Source organism: Amycolatopsis circi, assembly GCF_003385235.1.
Classification (GTDB): Bacteria; Actinomycetota; Actinomycetes; order Mycobacteriales; family Pseudonocardiaceae; genus Amycolatopsis; species Amycolatopsis circi.
Map to the genome: position 1 here is coordinate 1 of NZ_PQIA01000006.1, position 22,027 is coordinate 22,027.

At 70.2% G+C, this 22,027-nt stretch carries 27 protein-coding genes; 5 read left to right on the top strand and 22 right to left on the bottom strand.

Features of this window, described 5'->3' with window-relative positions:
- The 16 genes from accD to D0D37_RS02550 all read right to left on the bottom strand — a co-directional run.
- Window positions 1–1,024, bottom strand: a 1,024-nt coding sequence (accD, locus tag D0D37_RS02475; RefSeq protein WP_116198854.1) for an acetyl-CoA carboxylase, carboxyltransferase subunit beta, incomplete at its 3' end; no start/stop codon positions are given.
- On the bottom strand, window positions 1,021–1,215 hold the full coding sequence (locus D0D37_RS02480; protein WP_116198855.1) for a hypothetical protein: 195 nt from the start codon (window positions 1,213–1,215) through the stop codon (window positions 1,021–1,023). The genes accD and D0D37_RS02480, both read right to left, overlap by 4 nt.
- A gap of 1 nt (window position 1,216) precedes the next feature.
- Window positions 1,217–1,528, bottom strand: coding sequence for an antibiotic biosynthesis monooxygenase family protein (locus D0D37_RS02485; protein ID WP_116198856.1), 312 nt, complete (start codon window positions 1,526–1,528; stop codon window positions 1,217–1,219).
- Window positions 1,525–1,890, bottom strand: a complete 366-nt coding sequence (locus tag D0D37_RS02490) for an antibiotic biosynthesis monooxygenase family protein (RefSeq protein WP_116198857.1) — start codon at window positions 1,888–1,890, stop codon at window positions 1,525–1,527. The genes D0D37_RS02485 and D0D37_RS02490 overlap by 4 nt, the downstream gene beginning before the upstream one ends.
- A gap of 29 nt (window positions 1,891–1,919) precedes the next feature.
- Window positions 1,920–2,381 (bottom strand): anthrone oxygenase family protein, encoded by a 462-nt coding sequence (locus tag D0D37_RS02495; protein ID WP_116198858.1) that lies wholly within the window; start codon window positions 2,379–2,381, stop codon window positions 1,920–1,922.
- 11 nt (window positions 2,382–2,392) lie between these two features.
- Window positions 2,393–2,860, bottom strand: coding sequence for an SRPBCC family protein (locus D0D37_RS02500; RefSeq protein ID WP_116198859.1), 468 nt, complete (start codon window positions 2,858–2,860; stop codon window positions 2,393–2,395).
- A gap of 1 nt (window position 2,861) precedes the next feature.
- Entirely contained in the window at window positions 2,862–3,122 is a 261-nt protein-coding gene (locus tag D0D37_RS02505) for an acyl carrier protein (RefSeq protein WP_116198860.1), read from the bottom strand.
- The gene (locus D0D37_RS02510; protein ID WP_116198861.1) at window positions 3,119–4,390 is read right to left on the bottom strand and encodes a ketosynthase chain-length factor; all 1,272 of its coding nucleotides are present in this window, start codon (window positions 4,388–4,390) and stop codon (window positions 3,119–3,121) included. The genes D0D37_RS02505 and D0D37_RS02510 overlap by 4 nt, the downstream gene beginning before the upstream one ends.
- Before the next feature lie 99 nt (window positions 4,391–4,489).
- A complete protein-coding gene (locus D0D37_RS02515; protein WP_244223351.1) occupies window positions 4,490–4,942 on the bottom strand; it encodes an anthrone oxygenase family protein in 453 nt (150 codons plus the stop codon).
- Window positions 4,939–5,817 (bottom strand): NAD(P)-dependent oxidoreductase, encoded by an 879-nt coding sequence (locus tag D0D37_RS02520; RefSeq protein ID WP_208719763.1) that lies wholly within the window; start codon window positions 5,815–5,817, stop codon window positions 4,939–4,941. Before D0D37_RS02520 ends, D0D37_RS02515 begins: the two co-directional genes overlap by 4 nt.
- 4 nt (window positions 5,818–5,821) lie before the next feature.
- Complete coding sequence (locus D0D37_RS02525) at window positions 5,822–6,202, bottom strand: SchA/CurD-like domain-containing protein (RefSeq protein WP_116198862.1); 381 nt, start codon at window positions 6,200–6,202, stop codon at window positions 5,822–5,824.
- A gap of 13 nt (window positions 6,203–6,215) precedes the next feature.
- On the bottom strand, window positions 6,216–7,751 hold the full coding sequence (locus D0D37_RS02530) for a peptide MFS transporter (RefSeq protein ID WP_116198863.1): 1,536 nt from the start codon (window positions 7,749–7,751) through the stop codon (window positions 6,216–6,218).
- Window positions 7,748–9,370: an FAD-dependent monooxygenase gene (locus D0D37_RS02535; RefSeq protein ID WP_116198864.1), complete on the bottom strand. Its 1,623-nt coding sequence runs from the start codon at window positions 9,368–9,370 to the stop codon at window positions 7,748–7,750. Before D0D37_RS02535 ends, D0D37_RS02530 begins: the two co-directional genes overlap by 4 nt.
- A 46-nt stretch (window positions 9,371–9,416) precedes the next feature.
- Window positions 9,417–10,274 carry an LLM class flavin-dependent oxidoreductase gene (locus D0D37_RS02540; RefSeq protein WP_116198865.1) on the bottom strand — a complete coding sequence of 286 codons (858 nt, stop codon included), beginning with the start codon at window positions 10,272–10,274 and terminating at the stop codon, window positions 9,417–9,419.
- Window positions 10,275–10,301: 27 nt separating this feature from the next.
- The gene (locus D0D37_RS02545; RefSeq protein ID WP_116198866.1) at window positions 10,302–11,537 is read right to left on the bottom strand and encodes an FAD-dependent oxidoreductase; all 1,236 of its coding nucleotides are present in this window, start codon (window positions 11,535–11,537) and stop codon (window positions 10,302–10,304) included.
- Window positions 11,538–11,540: 3 nt separating this feature from the next.
- On the bottom strand, window positions 11,541–12,278 hold the full coding sequence (locus D0D37_RS02550; RefSeq protein WP_116198867.1) for an SDR family NAD(P)-dependent oxidoreductase: 738 nt from the start codon (window positions 12,276–12,278) through the stop codon (window positions 11,541–11,543).
- A gap of 222 nt (window positions 12,279–12,500) precedes the next feature.
- Here D0D37_RS02550 and D0D37_RS02555 point away from each other — a divergent pair, with 222 nt between their 5' ends.
- Complete coding sequence (locus D0D37_RS02555; protein WP_116198868.1) at window positions 12,501–13,508, top strand: methyltransferase; 1,008 nt, start codon at window positions 12,501–12,503, stop codon at window positions 13,506–13,508.
- Window positions 13,509–13,571: 63 nt separating this feature from the next.
- Here D0D37_RS02555 and D0D37_RS02560 read toward each other — a convergent pair whose 3' ends face one another.
- Genes D0D37_RS02560 through D0D37_RS02575 form a run of 4 tightly spaced genes read right to left on the bottom strand, consistent with a single transcriptional unit; the run spans window position 13,572 to window position 17,387 of the window.
- The gene (locus D0D37_RS02560) at window positions 13,572–13,940 is read right to left on the bottom strand and encodes a SchA/CurD-like domain-containing protein (RefSeq protein ID WP_116198869.1); all 369 of its coding nucleotides are present in this window, start codon (window positions 13,938–13,940) and stop codon (window positions 13,572–13,574) included.
- A gap of 3 nt (window positions 13,941–13,943) precedes the next feature.
- Window positions 13,944–14,975, bottom strand: coding sequence for a methyltransferase (locus D0D37_RS02565; protein ID WP_162834049.1), 1,032 nt, complete (start codon window positions 14,973–14,975; stop codon window positions 13,944–13,946).
- Between the two features lie 32 nt (window positions 14,976–15,007).
- Window positions 15,008–16,207, bottom strand: a complete 1,200-nt coding sequence (locus D0D37_RS02570; RefSeq protein ID WP_116198871.1) for a cytochrome P450 — start codon at window positions 16,205–16,207, stop codon at window positions 15,008–15,010.
- Between the two features lie 34 nt (window positions 16,208–16,241).
- Window positions 16,242–17,387: a nucleotide disphospho-sugar-binding domain-containing protein gene (locus D0D37_RS02575; protein WP_116198872.1), complete on the bottom strand. Its 1,146-nt coding sequence runs from the start codon at window positions 17,385–17,387 to the stop codon at window positions 16,242–16,244.
- Window positions 17,388–17,532: 145 nt separating this feature from the next.
- On the opposite strand from D0D37_RS02575, the gene D0D37_RS02580 reads away from it, so the two are divergent.
- The 4 genes from D0D37_RS02580 (at window position 17,533) to D0D37_RS02595 (ending at window position 20,320) form a co-directional block, all read left to right on the top strand.
- Entirely contained in the window at window positions 17,533–18,216 is a 684-nt protein-coding gene (locus D0D37_RS02580; RefSeq protein ID WP_116198873.1) for an SDR family NAD(P)-dependent oxidoreductase, read from the top strand.
- A gap of 90 nt (window positions 18,217–18,306) precedes the next feature.
- Window positions 18,307–18,642 carry a TcmI family type II polyketide cyclase gene (locus D0D37_RS02585; RefSeq protein ID WP_116198874.1) on the top strand — a complete coding sequence of 112 codons (336 nt, stop codon included), beginning with the start codon at window positions 18,307–18,309 and terminating at the stop codon, window positions 18,640–18,642.
- Window positions 18,639–19,058: a cupin domain-containing protein gene (locus tag D0D37_RS02590; protein WP_116198875.1), complete on the top strand. Its 420-nt coding sequence runs from the start codon at window positions 18,639–18,641 to the stop codon at window positions 19,056–19,058. The genes D0D37_RS02585 and D0D37_RS02590 overlap by 4 nt, the downstream gene beginning before the upstream one ends.
- Window positions 19,055–20,320, top strand: a complete 1,266-nt coding sequence (locus tag D0D37_RS02595; protein WP_116198876.1) for a beta-ketoacyl-[acyl-carrier-protein] synthase family protein — start codon at window positions 19,055–19,057, stop codon at window positions 20,318–20,320. Before D0D37_RS02590 ends, D0D37_RS02595 begins: the two co-directional genes overlap by 4 nt.
- Before the next feature lie 13 nt (window positions 20,321–20,333).
- Here D0D37_RS02595 and D0D37_RS02600 read toward each other — a convergent pair whose 3' ends face one another.
- Window positions 20,334–20,939 (bottom strand): DUF3159 domain-containing protein, encoded by a 606-nt coding sequence (locus D0D37_RS02600; RefSeq protein ID WP_116198877.1) that lies wholly within the window; start codon window positions 20,937–20,939, stop codon window positions 20,334–20,336.
- Window positions 20,936–21,982, bottom strand: a complete 1,047-nt coding sequence (locus D0D37_RS02605; protein WP_167493482.1) for an FAD-dependent oxidoreductase — start codon at window positions 21,980–21,982, stop codon at window positions 20,936–20,938. Before D0D37_RS02605 ends, D0D37_RS02600 begins: the two co-directional genes overlap by 4 nt.
- Window positions 21,983–22,027 lie beyond the last annotated feature (45 nt).

Consider the following 22,027-nt stretch of genomic DNA (forward strand, 5'->3'; position numbering starts at 1 on the left):
GGGCAGCGCAGTCCTCGCCCGCCCGGTCGCCGGGCAGCTCGAAGAAGCCGTCGAGCCAGGCGCCCGCGTGGTCGAGGGCGGTCGGCCGGTCGGCGTGCCGGGCCCGTTCGAGAACCTGGCCGACGTCCTGGCGTTCCAGTTCGGCGGCGGCGCGGACGACCGGGTCGGTCTCGTCCAGTCCCCAGGACCGGCCGGCCGGGCGGGTCGCCGCGCACAGCGCGCCCAGCACGTGCGGCAGCTCCGCGCGCGGCCGGACGTCGTCGACAAGTCCGTGTCCCAGCAGGAATTCGGCGGTCTGGAAGCCTTCGGGCAGCTGCCGCCGGATCGTCTGCTCGATGACGCGGGGCCCGGCGAATCCCATCCGTGCCCCGGGTTCGGCGACGATCAGGTCCGACAGCGTGGCGAACGACGCGGCGACGCCGCCGAAGGTCGGATCCGTCACCAGCGTCACGGTCAGCAGCCCGGCTTCGTCCAGCGCCGCCATGGCGTTGCTCGTTTTCGCCATCTGCAGCAGCGAAATCAGGCCCTCCTGCATCCGCGCTCCGCCCGAAGCGGTGACGAGCAGCAAAGGCACGCGGTCGGCGAGCGCTGTCTCGGCGGCGGTCGTCACGGCTTCTCCGGCGGCGGAGCCGAGACTGCCGCCCAGAAACGCGAAGTCCATGGCCGCGATCACGACCGGCGTGCCGTGCACGGTCCCGCGCGCGACCAGTACCGCGTCGGAGCAGCCGGTCTTCGCGCGTGCCCGCGCCAGGTGGTCCGGGTACGGCCGGAGGTCGGCGAACCCGAGCGGGTCGTGCACCGCGGGACCCGGCTCGACGAACTCGGCCGAGCCGGCGTCGAGGAGCCAGCCGATCCGCTCGGCCGCGGTCAGCCGGAAGTGCGCGCCGCATTCGTAGCAGACCTTGCCGAGGCGCTCGAACCGCCTGCGGTACAACAACGAACGGCAGTCCGGGCAGGACAGCCAGTCGTCCACTCTCGCCGCCGCGCTGGGCACTTCCGACAAGCGGTTCACCGTGGTGCTCATTTCCCGCCGCTTCCCTTGTCTTCGTAGTCGTGGATGTCCTCGCCCGCACCGGGCTCGGGCGGCCCCGGGGCGAGGGGCTGCCCGGCGAACGCCGCGCCGAGCACGCTCGACGCGGTCAGCAGCGCCCGCACGAGCACCCGGAGCCGATCGCGGGGCCCCGGACCAGGCCGCCATCTCCGCCCGTCTTCCACCTCAGCGCTCCTGGTAGGACGCGGTGACGCGGTAGACGCCGAACGGGCGGCTCAGCGAAAGGTCGCGGTACGGCCGCAGAGGCGCCGTCTGCTCCTTGTGGTCGCTTCCCCGTTCCCAATTCTCGAAAGCCGCGAGGCTCTGCCACGAGCTGACCACCACGAAGCCCTTCGCGTCGTGCGTCGAGTGCAGCAGCTCGTTGCCGAGCAGTCCGGGCACGCCGGCCAGCCGGGCGCTCGCCTCGTGATACGCGGCTTCGATGCCGGGGACGTCTTCGGTCGCGTGGTAGAGCAGCACGCGCAGGCCGCCGCTCATCCGGCGGCTTCCCAGCCGGAGTGGGTCCGGCCGGTTTCGGCGCTGCCGGGCAGGTGGGCGACGACGTGCATGGTCGTCATCGAGCCGCCCGAACGGAACGGGTGCAGCTTCTGCCGATGGTTCAGGTGCCGGTCGCTGGTTTCGAACTCGCGGAACCGGGGCTCGTCGACCCAGTCGCTGACGATGTAATAGACGCCTTCTTCGTCGCTGCGCGCGAGCCACTGCCCGAGGTTCGCGGGGTGCGACGTCACCGAGTCGCCGATTTCCAGCCAGGTCCGCTCGAATTCCCTTTCGGAGCCGGGCTTGATCTGCATCCGGAGCATGACGCGGAACGCGCCGTCCGCCGGTTTTTCCGCTCCCATTCCACTGCCGTCCTTTCTGTTGGCCGGGCTCACAGCAAGAGCCCGAGTGCGACGCAGTTGGCCGCGAGCGCGAGCGTGCAGAGCACCGTTCGCGCCCGGTTCCAGCCGCCCCAGTTCCGGCGCGGGTCGCGCTCGGCGAAATCGCCGGGAAGGTGCGCGGGATCGAGACCTCGCACCCATTTGTTGACCGGCACGTTCTTGACGAGGGAGATGCCCACCGTGGCGACCGCCAGCACCGCCGCCGTCAGGAACAGCGCGCCGGCCACGCCCTCGGCCGCGAACACGCCGAGCACCAGGTCCCCCAGCACGGTCAGCACGAGGCAGATCGGCATGAAGGGGTCGTAGCGCGTGGCGAAGAACGCATGTGCCCGCACGTACTCGTTCGCGGGCAAGCTCCGCAGCAGCGGCCAGCCGCCGAGCTGCGTTCCGGCCAGCACCCCCGCGGCGAGGCCGTTGGCCAGCACCACGAGCGGGATCAGCCACGGGCCCACGATCGTCTCCCTCAGCCGACCCGGCTGCCCGCGCGCGCGGCCGCCTCGATCTTCTCCTTGATCAGCCGCATCTGCACTGGAGTGTTGCGGTTGAGCCGTGCCTGCATCGCGGCGTCGTCGACCGGCGCGGCCTGCTTCATCTCGAAGTCCTGCACCCAGCGCATCCGGACGCCGTCCGGGGTCTCGAGGTACTCCCAGTAGATCCACATGTACTTGAAGGGCCCGGTTTCGACGCGCTGCGAGCGCACCGTTTTCGTGCTCTCGTCCGGGGTCCGCGCGGAGACCCAGCTCCACACGACGCCGTTCTCGTCCGGGTGCAGCGCCAGCCGGAACGTGATGGTGCCGTCCCGTTCCGAGAGGACAGTCGCCTCGGAGTACTCGCTGAACAGCCGCGGCCACGCCGGGATGTCGTTGGTCGTCTGCCAGACCAGTTCGATCGGCGCGTCGATCACGATCTCGTTGTCGGTGTGCCCGGCCATGTCAGATCCTCGCCTTCTCGATCAGCAGGTTGATGTACTCCGCGGCCCGGGCCGGGGTCGGCATTTCAGCCATGGCGTCGTCGGGCAGCGTGATGCCGTAGCGGCGCTCCACCTGGTTGCACAGCTCCAGCACGGCCAACGAGTCGTAGCCGAGGTCGGTGAATTCCACGTCGGCGATGTCGCCGTCGAGCTCGCCGCCGTCGCCGGCGCCCGCGCTCGCCCGCATGATCTCCTTCACCGCGGCCACATCGAACTCGCTCATCGGATCTCCTTTTCTGTTCGGCGGACGTCGGTCCGCTCGGGCCGCCGCACCACGAGCGCGGAGGTGAATCCCCCGTGTCCCCGGGCGACGACGAGTGCGGTGCGCAAGGGCAGATCGCGCGGCTGGTCGAGCACCAGGTCGATGGCGCAGCCGGGCGCCGGGCGCGCCGGGCCGACGGTGTGCGGGACTACCCCGTCGCGCAGGGCCAGCAGCGCGGTGGCGACGTCGAGCGCCGCTCCGCCGCCGTAAAGCCGGCCGGTCAGCGTCTTCGGCGCGGTGACCGGAACCGCGCGGGGCCCGAAAACCTCCGCCAGCGCGTCCGCCTCGGCCCGGTCTTGCGCGGGCGCGCCGACGGCGTCCGCGAATACGACGTCCACATCGGACGGTTCGAGCCGGGCGTCGGCGAGCGCTTTCTTGATGGTGCGCCGCAGCGCGGGCGGGCGGGGCGAGCCCGGCGGCGGGTCGAAGCCCGCGGCGTACCCGGCGATTGTGCCGTAACCGTCCCCCACGCCTCTCTCGCGCGCGCTCCGGGTGCTTTCCACGATCAGGATGGCGCCGCCTTCTCCGGGCAGGTAGCCAGAAGCTTCGGCGTCGAACGGGAGATACGCGCGCGTTGGATCGTCCACAGTGGATATTTGACCGTTCGACAGCTGCGCGACAAGGCCGTACGGGCAAAGAGAAGCGTCCGTGCCGCCGCTGACGACGATTCGCGAGCCGGCCCGGGTCAGCCTGCGGGCCTGGCCGAGCGCGTCCAGTCCGCCCGCCTGCTCGGCGCACACCACGCCGCACGGGCCGCGCATGCCGTGCTGGATCGAGATCTGCCCGGTGGTCGCCGCGTAGAACCAGGCGATCGACTGATAGGCGCCGACCCAGGACGGGCCCTTCTGGTAGAGCCGTTCCATCTCGTGCTGCCCGAACTCCGTGCCGCCGGACGAACTCGAAGTCACGACGGCCATTTCGAATTCGGGGAGTGCGGACGGATCGACGCCGGCGTCGGCGAGTGCGGCCTCGGCCGCGGCGAGTCCGAGGTGCGTCCAGCGGTCGGTCTGCGGGATCACCCGCCCGGGCACCCGGTCCTCGGCGGCGAAGCGGGGCACTTGGCCGGCGAAGCGGACCGGGTACGACGAGGCGTCGAACCGGTCGAGCACGCCGATGCCGGACTTCCCGGCCAGCACCGCCTGCCAGTGCTCCTCCGCGCCGATTCCCGTTGGGGCACAGACGCCGATGCCGGTCACCACCGGGGGATCGCTCACCACAGCCGTACTCATCCGCACTCTCCAGGTTCGGGGTGGTTTCCAGGCTGTCGGCGGTGCCTGAGGATCACCTCGAGCCCCGCTGGAACAGCGGTTTCCGCCTCGGCAGGACGTTCACCAGACCACCACGGCCGCGGCATTGACGACGACGGCGGCGAAGGCCAGCACGGTGCGCGCCAGGTGCCAGCGCCGCCACAGCGGTCGCGGATCGCGCCACCGCGCGGGGAGGGCGTCCGGATCCTGCGCCTTGACCACGCGGTTGATCGGCACGTTGCAGAAGTGCGAGACCACCGAAACCGCCAGCAACAGCACCGCGGCCGTCGTGAACAGCGCGGTGCCGTCGCCACCGAGCACCGCGAGGACGATGTCGACCACTGTGGACGACAGCACGATCACCGGCATCGTGGGATCCCACCGGCGGCCGAGCAGCTGGTGCGTGTAGACGTACCGGTCCGCGGGCATTTCCCGCAGCGCCGGCACGACGCTCAGCGCCACCGCGAACAGCACACCCGCGACGACTCCGCTGCCGACGAGCGCCGCCGCGCTCAGCAACGCGTGGATCCTCACGGCGGCCCCTCTCCGGTTTTCCGGGAGAGTTCGACGACCGAGGCGGCATCGTCGTCGCCGTGGCCGGCGTCGATCCCGGCGGCGAACCGGCCCGACGCGCAGTCGACCAGCGGCAGTTCGATGCCGCGGGCGCCGGCCTCGTCCGCGGCGAACCGGAGGTCCTTGTGCATCAACGCGGTGCGGAACGCCGCGGGCCGGTACTCGCGCTTGCGCATGAAGTTCGCGCGGAACGAGAGCACTGGGGAACGCCAGCCGCTGGTGTCGAACGCGTCGAGCAGCAGGTTCCGGTCCATGCCCATTGCCTCGACGAAAGCGATCGCCTCGGCGAGCCCGGCCGTCTGCACGCCGAGCAGGAGGTTGAAGGCGAGTTTGAGCACGCTCGCGTTGCCGGTCGAGCCGAGGTGGCGGACGTCCTGCCCGATGGCCTCGAGCACGTCGCGCACTTTGTCCACATCGGACTCGTCGCCCGCGGTGAGGACGCGCAGCCTGCCGGCGGCGGCCATTTCGGGATTGCCCATCACGCAGGCTTCCACCCGGCGCACGTTCTGTTCGGCCAGCTGCCGGGTGGTTTCCCGCGAGAACCCGGGCGAGACGGTCGTGGTGTCGACGACCACGGTGCCCGGCCGCCATTTCCCGGTCAGCTCGCCGAAGACGAGCTGTTCGACCGCGGCCTCGTCGGCAAGGCTGAGCACCACGGTCTGTGCCGCTCGCACGGCGTCCGCGGCTGACGTCGCGACGGTCCCGCCCGCGTCGCGCAACGGGTCGGCCTTGGCGGACGTGCGGTTGTGGACGGTGACGGCGTAGCCCGCGGCGAGCAGGGCACGGGCCATTCCCGATCCCATCGCCCCGAGGCCGAGGAACGCGATCGCAGGCACGGCTTCAGTCCTTCGCCGGGTGGGTGTCGACGGACAGCTGCGAGACGCAGCGCATGGTCGCGTCGCGGAAATACCGGGCGAACCCTTCTTTGCTCGCGGTCTCCCGCTGCTCGGCCAGATACGGCGCGAGCTGTTCCTCGATCAGGTGCACTCCGCGCTGGGCGGACATGTGCTTGCCGACGGCGGCGAACTCGCCCTCGTACTGGATGACCCGGACCATGATGTCGTCCTTGATGAACACGGCGGTGCCCAGCAGCCGTCCGGCCGTTCCGCCGTCCGCGGCGGGCAGGTCCGGGGTGTCGACGCGCTGGAACCGCGCGAAGATCTCGGCTATCTCCTCGTCGTGCCCGGGCTTGACCCGGTAGGTGATCGCAGCGAACGGCATGGCCGTCTCCCTTCTAGGTGGTGGACAACGCGCGGGTGAGAGCCCGGCGGCCGGCGAGGAACCCGAGTCCGGTCAGCGCCGCGGCGCCGCCGAGCGCGGCGTAGTAGGCCGGTTCCGGCACGACTTCGCTGAGCCGCACCAGAACGCTGCCCAGCCCGCCGCCGAGCGCGGCGAATAGCCAGAGCATGCCGAGCACCCGGCCCATGAACTGGCGCGGCAGCACCTCGGCCGCCGCCGAAACGGTGACCGCCACGACCACGACCTCGCCGCAGGCGTGCATCAGGTAGACCGCGACCAGCCAGAGCGGCGAAATCCGGACGTCGTTCGCGGTGTTCGCCGCTGCCACCGCCATCACGAGGAACCCGCCGCCGACGAGCAGCAGCCCGGCGGCGAACTTCGCGGCGAGCTGGTGCGGTCCGCCCCAGCGCGGCATCACGGCCGCGACCAGCGGTGCGAGCACGAGGATGAACACCGGTGTCGTGGCCTGCAGCCAGCTCGCGGGCACGACGAAGCCGGCGACCGTGAGATCGGTGTGGTCGCGGGCGAACAGGTTCAGCAGCGACGCCGCGTGCGCGATGATCATCCAGAAGAGCGTCGCGCCGAGCAGCACCACCAGATAACCCTTGAGCCGCCGGCGATCCCCGCTGCCGAGAGCCGGATTCCGGTACAGCGTCGCGTATCCGGCCGCGGGGAGGAGGAAGCTCAGCACGCTCGCGGCGACGATGGCGGTAGTCGCGCTGAGCTTTCCGGCCAGCCACAGCACGAGGACCAGCACAGCGAGTACCGCCAGTACCGCGCCGGCCAGGCGGATCGCCTTGGCCCGCTCGACCGCCGTCAGCGAACGGCTCGCGCGACTGCCGATTCCCCGGAACTGCCCGGCCGCGACGGCGAGCAGCCCCGCGGTGAGCACCATGGGGGCCGCGCAGACGGCGAAACCGACGTTCCAGCTGACGCGTTCCCCGAGATACCCGGTGACCAGCGGAGCGGCGACCGCGGACAGCTGAACGCCGACGTACATCAGCGAAATCCCGGATTCGCGGCCTCGGCGGTCGCCGAAAACCAGGTTGATCATGGCCTGGTGATTGGGTTTGAAGAGCCCGCCGCCGACCGCGAGCGCGAGCAGCCCGAGCACGGCTCCCCCTCCGCTCGGGGTCGCCAGGCAGAGGTAGCCGGCCGCGCTGACCAGGCACCCGGCGAGCAGCGCGCGGCGCTGGCCGAGCACCCGGTCGCCGAGCCAGCCGCCGGGCAGCGACAGCAGGAACATGACGCTGATCCACGCGCCGAACAAGGCGGCGGCGTCCCCGGTGGCCAGGCCCAGCCCGCCGCGGGCGACCGGCGCGGACGCGTAGAGGACGAGCGTGGCCTGCATGCCGTAAAAGCCGAAGCGTTCCAGAGTGTCGGTCGCGAACAGGACGCCGAACCACCCGGGCATCCGGCGCAGGGAAACGGTGTCGTTCGCGCCGGTGGGCACTGTTCGGGACCGGGTGGCTTCGCCGGCCTGGCCGAGCGGTTCCGCCTCGGCGGGCCGGCGGCTTTCGCTCGCGGTCATCGGGTACCGCTCGCGAGCCCGCTCGCCCGGGTCAGCGCCTCCGCCAGCGCGGTGTCCTGGTCGCCCGCGCGGCCCTCCGACCGCCAGGTCACGAAGGCGTCCGGCCGCACCAGGACCGCGCCCTCTTCGGTCACCCCGTAAGCGCGAGCCCACTCCCGGTCTTCTGGGACGAGGTCTCCGCCGGAACCGACGACATACGCTTGCACCGGCACGGAAAGCTGTTTGGACACCCGCTCCGCTGCTTCACACCAGCCGCTGCTGCGCGAGCCGGTCAGCAGGACGAACTCGCCCCAGAAAAGGTCTATTGTGGACAAACGGCTGCCGTCTCGCCGCAGCCACAGGTGCGGCGCACGCGTTCCCGGCTCTCCGGTGAGCTCCAGATTCGGCGTCAGCACCGGTGCGTCCTCCCGGCCGCCGGTGATGGCCGAGGACTGATAGCGGTAGCCGAGCGTGATGATGATGTCGTCCACCATCGACGCCACCGTCTCTTCGTCCGCGTATCCGTGGCGGATCCGGTTGCGCACCATCGCCTGGCGGGCCATCGCGGCGCCGACGCCGCGGCGTTCCGCGTCGTAGGTGTCCAGCAGCGGGTCGCCTGCCCGGCCGTCGAGGACCGCGGCCAGCTTCCAGGCCAGGTTGTGCGCGTCGTGGATCCCGGTATTCGCCCCGAAACCGCCGGCGGGCGGATGGACGTGCGCCGCGTCGCCGGCCAGGAAGACGCGGCCGCGGCGGAACGATTCCGCCACCAGCTGCGCGCCCTGCCACGGCACCTTCGCGACGATCTCCACCGCGAGGTCGGACTTCCCGGCAGCAGTGCGGATGATGTCGACGCAACGCTCGTCCGGGTAGTCCGCGGGAGTTTCGCCTTTCTCCGGGTAGTACAGCGGCGCGGCGAGCCACGGGTCGGCGCCGTGCAGCCGGGAGAGACCCATCAGCGTTCCCGGGGCCGCGGTCGCGTAGCAGAGGATGAATTTGCGGTCCTTCAAGACCTTTGTCAGCTCTGGCGCGCGGAAGTAGATGCTCAGCGCGTTGAAGACCGTGCCGATGCCGGTCCGCTTCAGGCCGAGCGCCTGCCGCGTGCGGCTGCTCGCGCCGTCCGCGCCCACCAGATAGTCCGAGCGGACCGTCGTCTCCTCGCCCGAGGCGAGGTCCCGGATGGTCGCGGTGACGCCGTTCTCGTCAGTGGTGAACGACGTCAGCCGGGTGCCGAACCGCAGCTCGGCGCCGGCGTCGCGGGCCAGCCCGGCCAGCACGCGCTCGTACCGGTCCTGGCCGCAGCCCATCACGCGCTCCGGGCTGACCGTCGGTCCGTCGAGCGACGGCGCTTCGAGCACGACGGCGTCGTCGATCTCGGCGAACGTCCGGGTCTGCAGGATGCCGCCCTCGAAGTACGGGTGCGAATCCCCTACCTCGAGCGCGCGGATCTCGTTGTGCACTCCGGCCGCGCGGAACAGCTCCATCGTGCGTGCCTGCAGGCCCGGCGCGCGGGGCAGTGTCGACGTGCTCGGCCGCTGCTCGACGAGCAGCGACCGGACGCCGTGCCGGCCGAGGAAGAGGGCGGTCGAAACACCGACCGGGCCGGCGCCCACCACGAGCACCGGCACTCTGATTTCAGCCATGCGGTCTTCCTTCCTCGAACTTCCCTCGACCTCGCCCGGACCGTGCTCAGGCGAAGCACACCTTGGCCAATAGCTCCAGCTGCTCGACGTCGTCGGTGCAGGGGAACAGCAACAGCTCGTCACAGCCCGCTTCGGCGTAGCTGTTGACTGTCTCTCGCAAGCTGGTTTCGTCGGCGATGACGCCAGAGGCGAGTGCCTCGGCTTTCTGCCCCATGTAGGAGTAGTAGTCGCGCAGGTACTTCCCGGCCGCGGCTTTGCGCTCTTCGCCGAGCGCGACGTAGGTGAGCGCACCCAGCTTCGGCGTGTCCGTGCGGCCGGCTTCCGCCCAGGCCGCGCGCACGCTTTCAGCCTGCTGCGGGTACCGGTGCACCGGACCGCCGCCGGAGACCCAGCCGATGCCGTGCGCGGCGGCACGCGGGATCGCGGCCGGCGAGTTTCCGCCGCCCCACAGCCGGACCTTGCCGTTGACCGGCTCCGGCCCGATTCCCGGCACCGGTCCCCGGCCCGCCCAGATCTCCCGCATTTCGTCCAGCAAGGTGTCCAGCCAGCGGCCGCGGGTGTGGAAGTCGACGCCGGTGGCGGCGAAGTCGTCCTGCCGTCCGCCCGCCGCGATGCCGACCACCAACCGGCCTCCGGCGATCCGGTCCACACTGGCCAGTTGCTTGGCCAGCAGCGCGGAACTCGGCCAGTAGGGAGCGAGCAAAATGGTCGGAGCCAGCGTGATGCGCGTGGTCGCCGCGGCGGCCGCGGCGAGTGTCACCACGGCGTCGTAGCTGTCGTAGACGAGCCGGTCGAGGACGGCGAGCGTGCTGAACCCGAGTTCCTCCGCGCGGACCGCGAAATCGACGAGCCGACGGCCGCCCGTGCCGGGCACGGTGTTCGGCAATCCCACTCCGATGTCCATGGCATTCCTTCCTTTCCAGTCCTCGCCTCAGCCGGCCAGCACCGATTCGTCGAAGTCGATTCGCTTCAGCGACCACTTCGCCACTTGCAGGGACATCGCGGTCGCTTCGGTGGCGTACGCGAGCATTTCGGCCTGGTACTGCTTCGAGGCCTCCGCGACGGAGCACTCGGCGCGGTCCGCGAGGAGCAGCGCACGGGTCAGCGTCGCGGCATCTCGCACTGCCGTGTTCGCGCCCACTCCGCCCGACGGCGGCATCGCGTGCACCGCGTCCCCGAGCGGAATGACGGTTCCCGGCTCCCACAGCTCGATCGGCGCGGTCGCGCGCACCGCGACGGGGAAAGTCTCGGCGACATCGGCGTATCGCAGCACCGTCCGCAGATCCGGATGCCAATCCGCGGTGCGTTCTCGGACGAACTCCCACAGCGCGGTGCCGTCCATCGCCAGGAACTCGTCGTCGGACATCCCGGTCGCGGTGCGGTGCATCGAAAAGACGGACATGAAGTAGTCGTCGCTGTCGCCGAGGTCGAGGCCGGGCCACAGCCGCGCCGCCGCTTCGGCCGGGCGCGTCCGGAAGGCCATCGGCATCAGGCCGAGCTTGTGCCCGTCCGAGCCGATCACCCAGGTGAACCGGTCCTGCAGCACCTCGGGCAGCGCGCGGCGGAGTTCGGCCGCCAGCGGGATCCGCCCGAAGACCGTCCGGACGCCGAGGTCGCGAGGCTCGGCTCGGACGCCGACCGCGCGGCGCAGCAACGAATTGCCGCCGTCCGCGGCGACGAGGACGTCCCCGGTCGCGACGGTCCCGTCCGCGAAATGCGCGACGACCTTGCCGTCGGGGCGCGATTCGTGCCGGGTGAAGCGCTTTCCGAAGTGGACGACCTCGTCGAGACCGGCGAGCAGCACCCGGCGCAGGGTGACGCGGTCGACGGCATCGACCTTGGTGACCTCGTTCGCTCGCGGATCGGTGATCTCCGGGCCGGGCTGAGCGTTCAGGTGCTCGTCGTAGATGGCCATTCCGTAGCCGTAGCGGCTGTTCGCGGTGGCCGTCAGCAGCGCCTGCGCCCGGTCCGGCAGGCATTCGCGCAGCGCGCGTTCGCCCTCCGGGCTGATGTGCAGGCGGTAGCCCTGGTTCCGGCCGCGAACCGAGTCGTCCCGCTCGTACACCGAGACGTCGAGGCCGGCCTTGCGCAGACCCTGCGCCAGGCAGAGCCCGCCGACCCCGCCGCCGATCACGACCACCCGCAGCCCGCGCCGTGAAGTGCTCATCGGTCAGACCCCGCCGTCGACGTTCAGCGTGACCCCGCTGATGTAGCTCGAGGTGTCGCCCGCGAGGAAAAGCACGGCCCCGGCGACGTCCTCGGGCTGGCAGATCCGGCCCAGCGCGGTCATCCCGACGATGCGCTCGACCGCGTGCGCCGGAAGCCCGGCTCCTGGCTCGGTCTCGGTCAAGCCGGGCGCCACGGTGTTGACGCGGATCCCGCGCGGGCCGAGTTCCTTGCACAGCCCGCGGGTGAATCCGATGATCGCCGCCTTCGACGCGGTGTAGTGCACGCCGTTGACCCGGCCGCGCAGCGCGACCGACGAGCCGACATTGACTACCGAAGCGCCGTCGGTCAGTTCGCCGAGAACGCCTTGGGTCACGAGGTAAGCGGCGGTGACGTTGTGCGCCAGCAGCCGTTCCCATTCGGCGTCGTCGATCTCGGCGAACGGAACACCGCCGTCGACGCCGACATTGTTGACCAGGACGTCCAATCCGCCCCAGGTCTCGTGCACGACCTCGGCCAGGTGCCGGACGTCCGGGCGGCTCGTCACGTCGGCCTGCACCACGAGGTGGCCCTCGCCGAGGGTTTTCAGTTCCCGGGCAAGGCTTTCCGCTTCCTTGTCCGCTCGGCGATGGCAGGCAAGGACCCGCGCCCCGGCGTTCGCGAACGCCAGTGCAGTGGCGAGCCCGATCCCTTTGGTGCCCCCGGTCACCAGCACTCGTTTCCCGCGAAGCCCTTGATCCACCGGACGCCACCTTTCCCGCTCGTCTCTTCCAGCCGAGGCGATGCTGTCCGCCGCCGCTGGGCCCGTGCTGGGGCCGGAGTCGAGAGCCGTCCGGGCGCGTCCCCCGCCAGCAGGCCTTGAGCCCGGCCCTACCCCGCGGTGCGAACGTGGCGTCCCGATCGGGCCCGGCTCGCGGCCGCCCGAACCCCGAGATAGCCGAACCCGAGAAAGGACGTCCAGCGCATGACGAGCACCGCACCGGATGTGCACACCCCCGCGGGGATCATCAGGCTCTGCAACGCTTTCTGCGACGCGAAGGCGTTGCTCACGGCGGTGGAGCTCGACCTGTTCACCGTCCTGAACGACGGGCCGGCGACCGAGGACGAGATCCGGCGGCGGCTGAACCTGCACGGTCGCGGCCTCCGCGACTTCCTGCACCTGCTCGCCGCCCTCGGGCTGCTCGAGAAGGAAGGCGAGCAGTACCGCAACGCCGCCGGCTCCGGCAAGTACCTGGTCCGCGACACCGCGGGCTACGTCGGCGGATTCCTCCACCGCGCCAACAACAATCTGTACCCGGCCTGGGGCAAGCTGACCGACGCGCTGCGCACCGGCAAGCCGCAGGCGGTCGGCGACTACGAGCAGGTCGTCTCGAATCCGCAGGTGCTCGGCCAGTTCATCCGGATGATGGACGCGCTGACCCAGGTGCTCGGGCCGCAGCTCGTCGAGGCGTTCGACTGGTCCGGGCACGACACGGTGGTGGACGTCGGCGGATGCCGCGGCAACATGGCGGCCCAGCTCGTCGCGGCGAACCCGGGACTGACGGGACACGTGTTCGACCTCCCGCAGATGGCTCCGTTCTTCCGCGACCACATGGCCGACCTCGGGCTGACCGGCCGGGTCGAGTTCCACGGAGGGAACTTCTTCCACGACCCGATCCCGGCCGCCGACCTGGTCGTGGTCGGGCACGTGCTGCACGATTTCGACCGCGACCAGCGGAAGTTCCTGGTGCACAAGGCCTGCGAGGCGGTCCACCCCGGCGGCGCGCTGGTCGTCTACGACCGGATGCTCGACGAGGAGCCGAACCACGTCGAGAACCTGGTGATCAGCCTGGACATGCTGCTGGTCAGCGACGGCGGCTCGGAGTACCCGGCGAGCGAGATCCGCGAGCACGCGGCCGAGGCCGGCTTCACCTCGTTCTCCGAGCGGCCGCTCGGCGACTACGACACGCTGGTCGTGTGCCGCAAGCCGTGAGTTCCCCGGCAGGAAGAAACGGGCTGGGATCCGCAGATCCCAGCCCGTTCTTTCGTCGGCGAGTCAGCCGCGCGGGACCGCGAACTGCGCGACGGACCGCAGCAGGCTGGCCCGGAACGTACGCAGGAAGCCTTCCTCCGTGCTGGTGTCCCGGGGGTTGTTCAAGTAGGGAGCCAGCTTCTTCTCGACCTCGCGCACGCCCGGCTGGCCCGCCATGAAGCGGGCGACGGCTTCCAGGTCGCCTTCGTATTCGATGAACCGCACCAGCGTGCTGTCCCGGATGAAGACGGCCGTGGCGAGGATCCGCCCGGCCGCCTCGCCGTCGCCGCCCGGGACGAAGCTCGACTTCGGCCGCTGGAAGCCGTTGAAGACCTCGACGACCTCGTCCTCGTGGCCGCCCTTGATGTCATAGGTGATGGCTGCGTACGGCATGGCTCACCGCGCTTTCCGTGCGACGACCGCCGTTTCGAGGCCGTCGAACAGCGGGAGCGTCGACGTCGAGGCGAAGCCCGCTTCGGCCGCGTACCGACGGCAGTCGGCGACGGTGTATTCCGAGCCGCCCGGAGTCACGACGAGCAGATTGAGACAGCCCAGCAGGCCGACCGCGTTGCTGCGGCGGTCGTCGTCGATCATCCGGTCGTAGATCACGACCATCCCGCCGGGATTGACCGCCTCGTATGCGCGGCGCACCAGCTCGGCGCGCTGCTTGTCGTCCCAGTCGTGCAGGATGTGCCCGAACACCAGCACGTCGGCCGACGGCAGCGGCTCGGCGAAGAAGTCGCCGACGACGAACCCGACGCGGTCGCCGGTTCCCTTGAGCCGCATGTGTTCCTCGAACAGCTCCGCCAGCTCCGGCCGGTCGAAAACGGTGCCGCTCAGGTGCTGCTGGGTCTTGACCAGTGCCGCGGACATGTTCCCGCGCGCGCCTCCGACGTCGACGAACGTCCGGTAGCCGCTCCAGTCGAGCCCGGCGGCCAGCTCGCTTCCGATGTTCGTGGTCCACGCGTCCATCGCGGCGATGAAGCTGCGACGTTCGTCCATGTCCTCGTACAACCGCTCGAAATAATCCTGGGTGTCCCAGCCGATGTAGGGCTTCCCGGTGCGCAGGCTTTCGGTGAGCCCGCCCCACGCCCGGAACAGGTGCTTGCTGGCCTGCCGCATCCACCCGCCCAGGTAGGTTTCGCGGTTCTCGTCGAGGAAGTACGCCGTCTCGGGCGTGTTGCGGTACCGCCCGCCGTCGCGCTCCAGCATGTTCAAGGCGACGAGCGCGTCGAGGAAATCCTCGGCCGAGCGCGGGTGCAGGTCGAGCTTTCTCCGCAGCTGCTCCGCGGTCGCCTCGCCGGAGCCGAGTTCGGTGAACAGTCCGATCTCGACGGCCGTCAGCAGCGTTTTCGCCGCCCAGAAAGAGGTCCCCAGTTCGATCAGCGGCCGGGCGCTGAGCGCCCTCTTGTCAGCGGTGGTGGTCATCGTGATGCGGTCCTTCCCTTGGTCTCCCGCCGTCACCACGACAGCGGCAGGATCTCCGGCCTGGTGAACGCGCGGTTGGCTTTCCACTCCAGTTCTTCGTGCGCCGTGCTGAGGCGGAACTCGCCGAGCGTCTCGAGCAACGTCTCGAGCGCGACGGTGAGCTCCACCCGGCCGAGGTGCGCGCCGAGGCAGTGATGGATGCCGTGGCCGAATGCGAGGTGGGGGTTCGTCTCCCGGCCGAGGTCGAGTTCGTCGGCCGCGGCGAACACGGTCTCGTCCCGGTTGGCCGAGTTGATGCACGGCAGCACCGCGTCGCCCGCCTTGATCGCGACGCCGCCGATCTCCATGTCCTCCAAGGCGATCCGGATCGGGCCGACGCCGCCGCCCGCCTGCGAGTACCGCAGCAGCTCGTCGACGGCGGCGGGCAGCTCCGCCCGGTTCTCCGCCAGCCGCCGGACCGCTCCGGGCCGTTCGGTCAGCGTCAGCACGCCGTGCGCGATCTCCGAAGTCGTCGCGTGGTAGCCGGCCATCAGCATGGTCTCGCCGAACGCCAGCAGCTCTTCGGTGCTCAGCGAGTCGCCTTCGTCCCGAGCGGCGACCAGCATGGTCAGCAGGTCGTCCGCCGGGTTCCGCTGCTTCGACTCGATCAGGTCGTTCAGGTACTGGCGCAGCTTCCCGGCGGCGTCGCGCACCACGTCCATCGACGACGCGCTGACGCTCAGCATCACGTCGGTCCAGCCGCGGAACAGGTCGTGATCCTCTTGCGGCACCCCGAGCATCTCGCAGATCACCGTGATCGGCAGGGGCTGTGCGAGGTGCGCGATGAGGTCGGCCCCCGGCCCCTCGGCGCGCATGCGGGCGACCATCTCGCCGGCCAGTTCCGCGACTCGCGGCCGGAGGTTCTCCAGCTGCCGGGTGGTGAACACCCGGCTGACGAGCTTGCGCAACCGGGTGTGCTCCGGCGGATCCATCACGAAGATGGATTTGGACCCGGCGGCCACCGGCAGCAGCCTCGGCGCGTCCGGCCTGGTGATGGCCTCCCGGCTGAATCGCGGATCGGCCAGCACGCGGCGGACGTCGGCGTGCTTGGTCACCAGCCAGACGGAGTGTCCATTCGCGAGGGTGGCCTTGGCGACGGGTCGTTCGGCGCGCAACCGCGCGTATTCGGCCGGCGGCCGGAGCGGGTGTTCGGCTGCGAACGGGAACCGGAGCGGTTCTTCGTTTCCTGTCATCGAAACCCCTTGTGTCTCACCGTGTCCGGAACATTCACAGGATTCGCTCAGCGCCTGCTCGATCGCCGAGCAAGGCCGTCAGCGACGTGACGGCGCTTGCCGGCGCGGGCTGAGCCCGCATCTCTTCGGCGACCGCGCGAGCTTCACGCCGTTCGACGGAGCTGTCCGGCAGCAGGCGTTCGATCCGCTCCTTGACGCCAGGGAGTTCCTCCACGCCCAGCACCGTTCCCGCGCCGCGGGCAGCGACGCGAGCCGAGTGTCCGGCGTGGTCTGGAAGCTGCGGCACCAGCAGCATCGGCAGCCCGGCTCGCAACGCTGTCAAGATGCCGGCCGCGCCACCGTGTCCGACCAGCAGGTCGCAGCGCGCCAGAATCTCTTCGAGCGGCTGGTCGACGAGCACTCGCACGGATTCGGGCAGCGGCCCGAGCAACGCACGCTGGTTCGCCGAAACGGCGACCACGACCTCGACGTCGAGTTCGGCTGCCGCGTCAGCGATCCGGCCGACGGGGAACCGTTCGGCGTCGACCTTCGCGATGGTGTGGCCCCAGGTGACGCAGACCCGGGGCCGCTCGCGAGCGTCGGGAAGGTCGACCGGCAGCACGGTGGCACCGCTGTAGGGCACGTACCGCACGGACAGCCGCCGCTGCGTGGCCGGTCCTTGCACGCTCGGCGGAACCGGGTCCACGGTGAGGTCGCCGCACGGGTCGAACCCTTGTGCGCCAAGGCGTTCCGCCAGCGGCGCGAACACCTCGGCGAGCTGCGGAGCCACCCGGCTCATCAGGTCGGCCCCGTACAGGTGCCGCACCGCGGGCACCTTGCCCGCCGCGGCGGCGAGCGGACCGGCCAGCGCCGTCTGGTCGTGGACGACGACGTCCGCCCGCCAGTCCCGGACCAGAGCGGTGAGATCGTCCACCATGGATTCGGCGTGCGCCATCAGCATCCGGACAGCTCTCGGCGGGCCTTCGACGCGGCTTGGCCGAAGGTATTCGCGCACTATCCCGACAGTGTCGACGTCAGACCCGACCGCGGCGGCGGGCAGTCCGGCGCCGACGATCTCGTCGAGCAGCGCGGGCTGGCTGGCGAAGACGACGTCGTGTCCCGCCGCGCGGCACGCCCAGGCGAACGGCACGAGCGCGTAGAGATGCGTCGGCCACGCCCACGTCGTGAACACCAACCGCATGGTGGGTCTCCTTGGTTTTCCTCGGTTTCCTCCGGCGCGGTGACCGTCGCACCGAGTGCTGAAGGATCGCTGGAGTGACCGGTTCCCCAGCGCGGGTCAAGGGCGCCGGGCGAGCATCACGCGCACCACAACCGAGGGGAGCGTCGTGAACGCACACCGCACCGCTTTGGTCACCGGCGCCAACCGGGGACTCGGACGAGCTGTCGCCGTCGAACTGGCCCGCCGCGGCATCCGCGTAGTCGTGACCGCGCGCGACGGCGAAGCGGCCGAGGCGACGGCGGCCGAGATCGGCCCGGACACCGGATGGCGCCAACTCGATGTCGCCGACCCGGAAAGCGTGCTGCGGGCCGCCGCCGGACTGTCCGAAGTGGACATTCTGGTGTGCAACGCCGGAGTCCTGCTCGACGGCGGCCGCGACCCGCTCAACGTGCCGCTGGACCTCGTCGAGCGCACCCTGGCGGTGAACGTCATCGGAAGCTGGCGGGTCGCGCAGGCGTTCGTGCCGCCGATGATCCGGCGCGGCTGGGGCCGGGTGGTGTTCGTGTCGAGCGCCACGGGTTCGTTCACTGTCGGCCTGTGGCCCGGCACCCCCGGGTATTCGCTGTCGAAGACCGCGGTGAACGGGCTGACCACCCTCCTTGCCACGCAGACCGCGGACACCGGCGTCCTGGTCAATGCCGTCAACCCGGGTCCGACGCGCACCAGGATGATGCCGAACGCCGAGCGCACCGCCGAGGACGCCGCGGCGGACATCGCGGACGCGGCGACCCTGCCCGCCGACGGTCCCCACGGGGCCTTCCTGCGCCGCGGCGAGCGCATCGCCTGGTGACCGGATTCAGCCGGGATCAAGCCGCGCACCACCGGGGCCGCCGAATCTGGGCTCCGGCCAGACCCCGCCGTCCGAAGGAGGCGAAAATCCGTGCACCGCACCCTGATCGTCGCGAAGCTCAAGACGGAAGACCCGCAGGAGATCGCGTCGGTCTTCGCCGAATCCGACGCCACGGACCTGCCCGGCATGGTCGGGGTGACCCGGCGGACGCTGTTCGCTTTCCACGACCTGTACTTCCACCTGGTCGAGGCGGGCGACGACATCTCGCCGAACCTCTACCGCGCCCGCGGCAGCGCGCTGTACCAGGACATCAACGCCAAGCTCGCCGAACTCGTCTCGCCGTACGACCCGAACTGGAAGGAACCGAAGGACGCGATGGCGCAGCCCTTCTACGTCTGGACGCCCGAGAACGGCCGCGAGCGATGAGCGCGGTCAAGGTCAACGTCGCCGACGCGGTCCCGAACCGCCGTCGCGGCGGCGAGATCCGCGTGACGCTCAGCCCGAAGACCGCCGGCACGACGTCCGGCTTCGGCGGCTTCCTCACGCTGGCTTCCGGAGAGGCCGTCACCGAGCACTACCACCCGTACTCCGAAGAGTTCGTGCACGTCGTCGCGGGCGCGCTGGAGATGACGGTCGACGGCACGGTGTTCCCGCTCGGCCCCGGCGATTCGTTGATCGTGCCGATCGGACTGCGGCACCGGCTGGTGAACGTCGGCGCCGAGGAAGCACAGGCGGTGTTCCATCTTTCGCCGCTGGCGCCGCGCCCCGAACTCGGACACGTCGACACGGAGGAGCCGTCGAGCCCGGAGGAGCCGAACCCGGCGGTCGGAGGTGCCCGGTGACGCGAACGGCCACTATCACCGGGATCGGCGTCGTCTCGCCGGGCGCGGTAGGCCGCGAGCGGTACTGGGACCTGCTGACCGCAGGCCGGACCGCGACCCGGGGGATCAGCCTCTTCGACGCAGGGGGATTCCGCTCGCGGATCGCGGCCGAGGTCGACTTTGACCCGAAGGCCGCCGGGCTGTCCTCTTCCGAGATCCGGCGGATGGACCGCGCGGCCCAGTTCGCCGTGGTCGCCACCCGGGAGGCGGTGGCCGACAGCGGGATCGACCTGTCGGAGGCCGATCCGGAGCGCGTGGCGGTGAGCGTCGGCAGCGCCGTCGGCTGCACGATGGGGCTGGAGGACGAGTACGCCGTGCTGTCCGACGACGGACGGCGCTGGCTGGTCGACCACACCTACGGCGTCCCGCACCTGTACGGCTACATGGTGCCCAGCACGCTGGCGGTGGAGGTCGCCTGGGCGGTGGCGGCGGAAGGCCCGACGTCGCTGATCTCGACCGGGTGCACGTCCGGTCTGGACGCGGTCGGCCACGGCGTCTCGCTGATCGAGGAGGGTTCGGCGGACATCGTCATCGCGGGCGCGACGGACGCCCCGCTGTCCCCGATCACCTCGGCGTGCTTCGACGCGATCCGCGCGACGTCCCGGAACAACGACGACGCCGAACACGCGTCGAAGCCGTTCGACGCCACCCGCGACGGCTTCGTGCTCGGCGAGGGATCGGCGGTGCTGGTGCTGGAGGAGGCGGAGTCCGCCCGCCGCCGCGGTGCTCGCGAATACGCGCGCGTGCTCGGATTCGCCAACCGCAGCAACGCTTTTCACATGACGGGCCTGAAACCGGACGGCCGCGAGATGGCGGAGGCGATCCGCGTGGCGATGGACAACGCCAAGGTCGCGCCGTCGGACGTGGACTACGTCAACGCGCACGGCTCGGGAACGAAACAGAACGACCGCCACGAGACCGCCGCGTTCAAGCGGAGCCTGGGAGAACGGGCCTACGAGATCCCGGTGAGCTCGATCAAGTCGATGATCGGCCATTCCCTCGGCGCGATCGGCTCGCTGGAGATAGCGGCGTGCGCGCTGGCCCTGGAGCGGCAGGTGGTTCCCCCGACGGCGAACCTGCACTCGGCGGATCCGCACTGCGACCTGGACTACGTTCCGGTGACCGCTCGCGAGCACCGGATGGACGTGGTGCTGACGGTCGGCAGCGGCTTCGGCGGCTTCCAAAGCGCGATGCTGCTGGACCGCCCGTCCCGGGCACGGTGAGCTTCCCTCCGCTTCAGCAAACGCGCAGATACCGCCAGCACAGATAGCCGCACACCCCGACCGCTGGCGCGCCGCCCAGCAACGTCGCGGCTATCCCGAGCGAAGTCACCTGCCCAGCCAGATACAGCGGCACCAACACCGCCGTGGCAAGAACGTACTTCGCCAAGAAGATCCCCGTACACAGCTGATAACGCCGCCACTGCGAAGGGTCCCGTCGCCAGCTGAACCGTTGTCCTCGTGCTGCTCCCAGCACCACGCCGATCACCGGCAGCCGTACCAAAATCGACAGCAGGAACACCGCTCCTCCGGCTGCCTGCATGAGCACGGAGGGGAGGTAGAAATCGGTCGCCTGACCGGTGCTCCCCGCCAGCAACGCGGACGCCCCCACAATCACCAAGCCGACAGCTGCCTGCCAGTACTTTCGGTCGGTGAACGCTCGGATTCCGGCGAACACCACGACCCCGCCGACCGCGATCAGGGCGGCGGTCGATACCTGACCGGTCACCAAGTAGGCGACCAGGAAGACCACCCGCGACGCGACTCCTTCGGAGACCGTGCGCCAGCCGCCTACCGCGGTGAACAAGGACAATGACTTTTCGGTCAGCAGCGCGAACTTCATGCGCTCGCCTTGACCTGTACGGAATTGCGCATCGTCTCTTCGTACGCGCCGATCACGTCCAGCAGATGGAACTGGCCGCGGTCTGCCTCGATCAGTGCGGCGCAGAGACGGTGCGCGTCCTGCATGGCGAGGTTGCCGCCGAAACCCGGAGCCAGGTGGACGGCATCTCCGAGTGCGGTCACGGGACTGGCGGGCCACGCGGGGATCGGCGGGATCAATCCGATGCGCAGCGTGGAGGTCATCTCCGGCCAAGCCTCGTCGACGATTCGCTGCAAGGCGGGAGGAAGATCGTCAGCCGGGCCAGGTAGTGCCCACATCAGGTAGTCCTCGACGGCGGCCGCACTGTGGCGCAAGGCAGGCAGAAACCGTTGCCGCGCAACGGCCGGGGGCGAGGCGAACCGCAATGCGCCTAGCACCATCTTCGTGTCGCGCATCCGTACGACGGCGGGGTTGTCGCTGATCAGGTCCGGCAATTCCGGTGCCAGATGCAAAGCAGTGGCACCCATGAGCATGCGCCGTCCCGAATCGACCACCTGTGCTTGTGGCAAGTACTGCCGACGGACCGCCGAACCGATCCCGTCCGCGCCGACCAGGACGTCTGCCGTATCCGTGCTGCCGTCGGCGAACCATGCTCGAACCGTGCCGTCAGGTTGTCGCTCGAACCGGGTGAACTCCGCTCCGAAGCGAACCGCGTCCTCCAGGCCGGTCAGCAATACCGCGCGGAGCAAAGGACGATGTGTCTGCCGTCCAGGTCGTGCGCTGGACGGCTGAGCGGCGACAACGGCGAGCCTTCCGTCCACTTCGGACAGTGAAAGGGTCTGCTCGCGTAGCCCGCCCATCGTTGCCTCGATCATCGCGGCTTGCGCTGAAGGCAGACACCCGCGCAACGCCGTGATACCCCGGTCGTCGAGGTGCAGGCTGACCCCTTGCGGCCGTCCCAGCGCGCCATCCCGCTCATACACGGCGACCTCGATCCCGGCTCGACGCAGACCTTGCGCGAGCGTCAACCCGCCCAGACCTGCGCCGATCACGAGCACTTTCATCGCAACCCCAGTTTCTTCATCGCTGATGAAGTTCAGGCTAGCGCG

Excerpts from the sequence above, each read along its gene's own strand:
- D0D37_RS02485 (WP_116198856.1), bottom strand. The coding sequence starts at position 1,528 with ATGAGCGGCGGCCTGCGCGTGCTGCTCTACCACGCGACCGAAGACGTC.
- D0D37_RS02490 (WP_116198857.1), bottom strand. The coding sequence starts at position 1,890 with ATGGGAGCGGAAAAACCGGCGGACGGCGCGTTCCGCGTCATGCTCCGG.
- D0D37_RS02500 (WP_116198859.1), bottom strand. The coding sequence starts at position 2,860 with ATGGCCGGGCACACCGACAACGAGATCGTGATCGACGCGCCGATCGAA.
- D0D37_RS02505 (WP_116198860.1), bottom strand. The coding sequence starts at position 3,122 with ATGAGCGAGTTCGATGTGGCCGCGGTGAAGGAGATCATGCGGGCGAGC.
- D0D37_RS02510 (WP_116198861.1), bottom strand. The coding sequence starts at position 4,390 with ATGAGTACGGCTGTGGTGAGCGATCCCCCGGTGGTGACCGGCATCGGC.
- D0D37_RS02525 (WP_116198862.1), bottom strand. The coding sequence starts at position 6,202 with ATGCCGTTCGCTGCGATCACCTACCGGGTCAAGCCCGGGCACGACGAG.
- D0D37_RS02530 (WP_116198863.1), bottom strand. The coding sequence starts at position 7,751 with ATGACCGCGAGCGAAAGCCGCCGGCCCGCCGAGGCGGAACCGCTCGGC.
- D0D37_RS02535 (WP_116198864.1), bottom strand. The coding sequence starts at position 9,370 with ATGGCTGAAATCAGAGTGCCGGTGCTCGTGGTGGGCGCCGGCCCGGTC.
- D0D37_RS02540 (WP_116198865.1), bottom strand. The coding sequence starts at position 10,274 with ATGGACATCGGAGTGGGATTGCCGAACACCGTGCCCGGCACGGGCGGC.
- D0D37_RS02545 (WP_116198866.1), bottom strand. The coding sequence starts at position 11,537 with ATGAGCACTTCACGGCGCGGGCTGCGGGTGGTCGTGATCGGCGGCGGG.
- D0D37_RS02555 (WP_116198868.1), top strand. The coding sequence starts at position 12,501 with ATGACGAGCACCGCACCGGATGTGCACACCCCCGCGGGGATCATCAGG.
- D0D37_RS02560 (WP_116198869.1), bottom strand. The coding sequence starts at position 13,940 with ATGCCGTACGCAGCCATCACCTATGACATCAAGGGCGGCCACGAGGAC.
- D0D37_RS02565 (WP_162834049.1), bottom strand. The coding sequence starts at position 14,975 with ATGACCACCACCGCTGACAAGAGGGCGCTCAGCGCCCGGCCGCTGATC.
- D0D37_RS02570 (WP_116198871.1), bottom strand. The coding sequence starts at position 16,207 with ATGACAGGAAACGAAGAACCGCTCCGGTTCCCGTTCGCAGCCGAACAC.
- D0D37_RS02575 (WP_116198872.1), bottom strand. The coding sequence starts at position 17,387 with ATGCGGTTGGTGTTCACGACGTGGGCGTGGCCGACGCATCTCTACGCG.
- D0D37_RS02590 (WP_116198875.1), top strand. The coding sequence starts at position 18,639 with ATGAGCGCGGTCAAGGTCAACGTCGCCGACGCGGTCCCGAACCGCCGT.
- D0D37_RS02600 (WP_116198877.1), bottom strand. The coding sequence starts at position 20,939 with ATGAAGTTCGCGCTGCTGACCGAAAAGTCATTGTCCTTGTTCACCGCG.
- D0D37_RS02605 (WP_167493482.1), bottom strand. The coding sequence starts at position 21,982 with ATGAAAGTGCTCGTGATCGGCGCAGGTCTGGGCGGGTTGACGCTCGCG.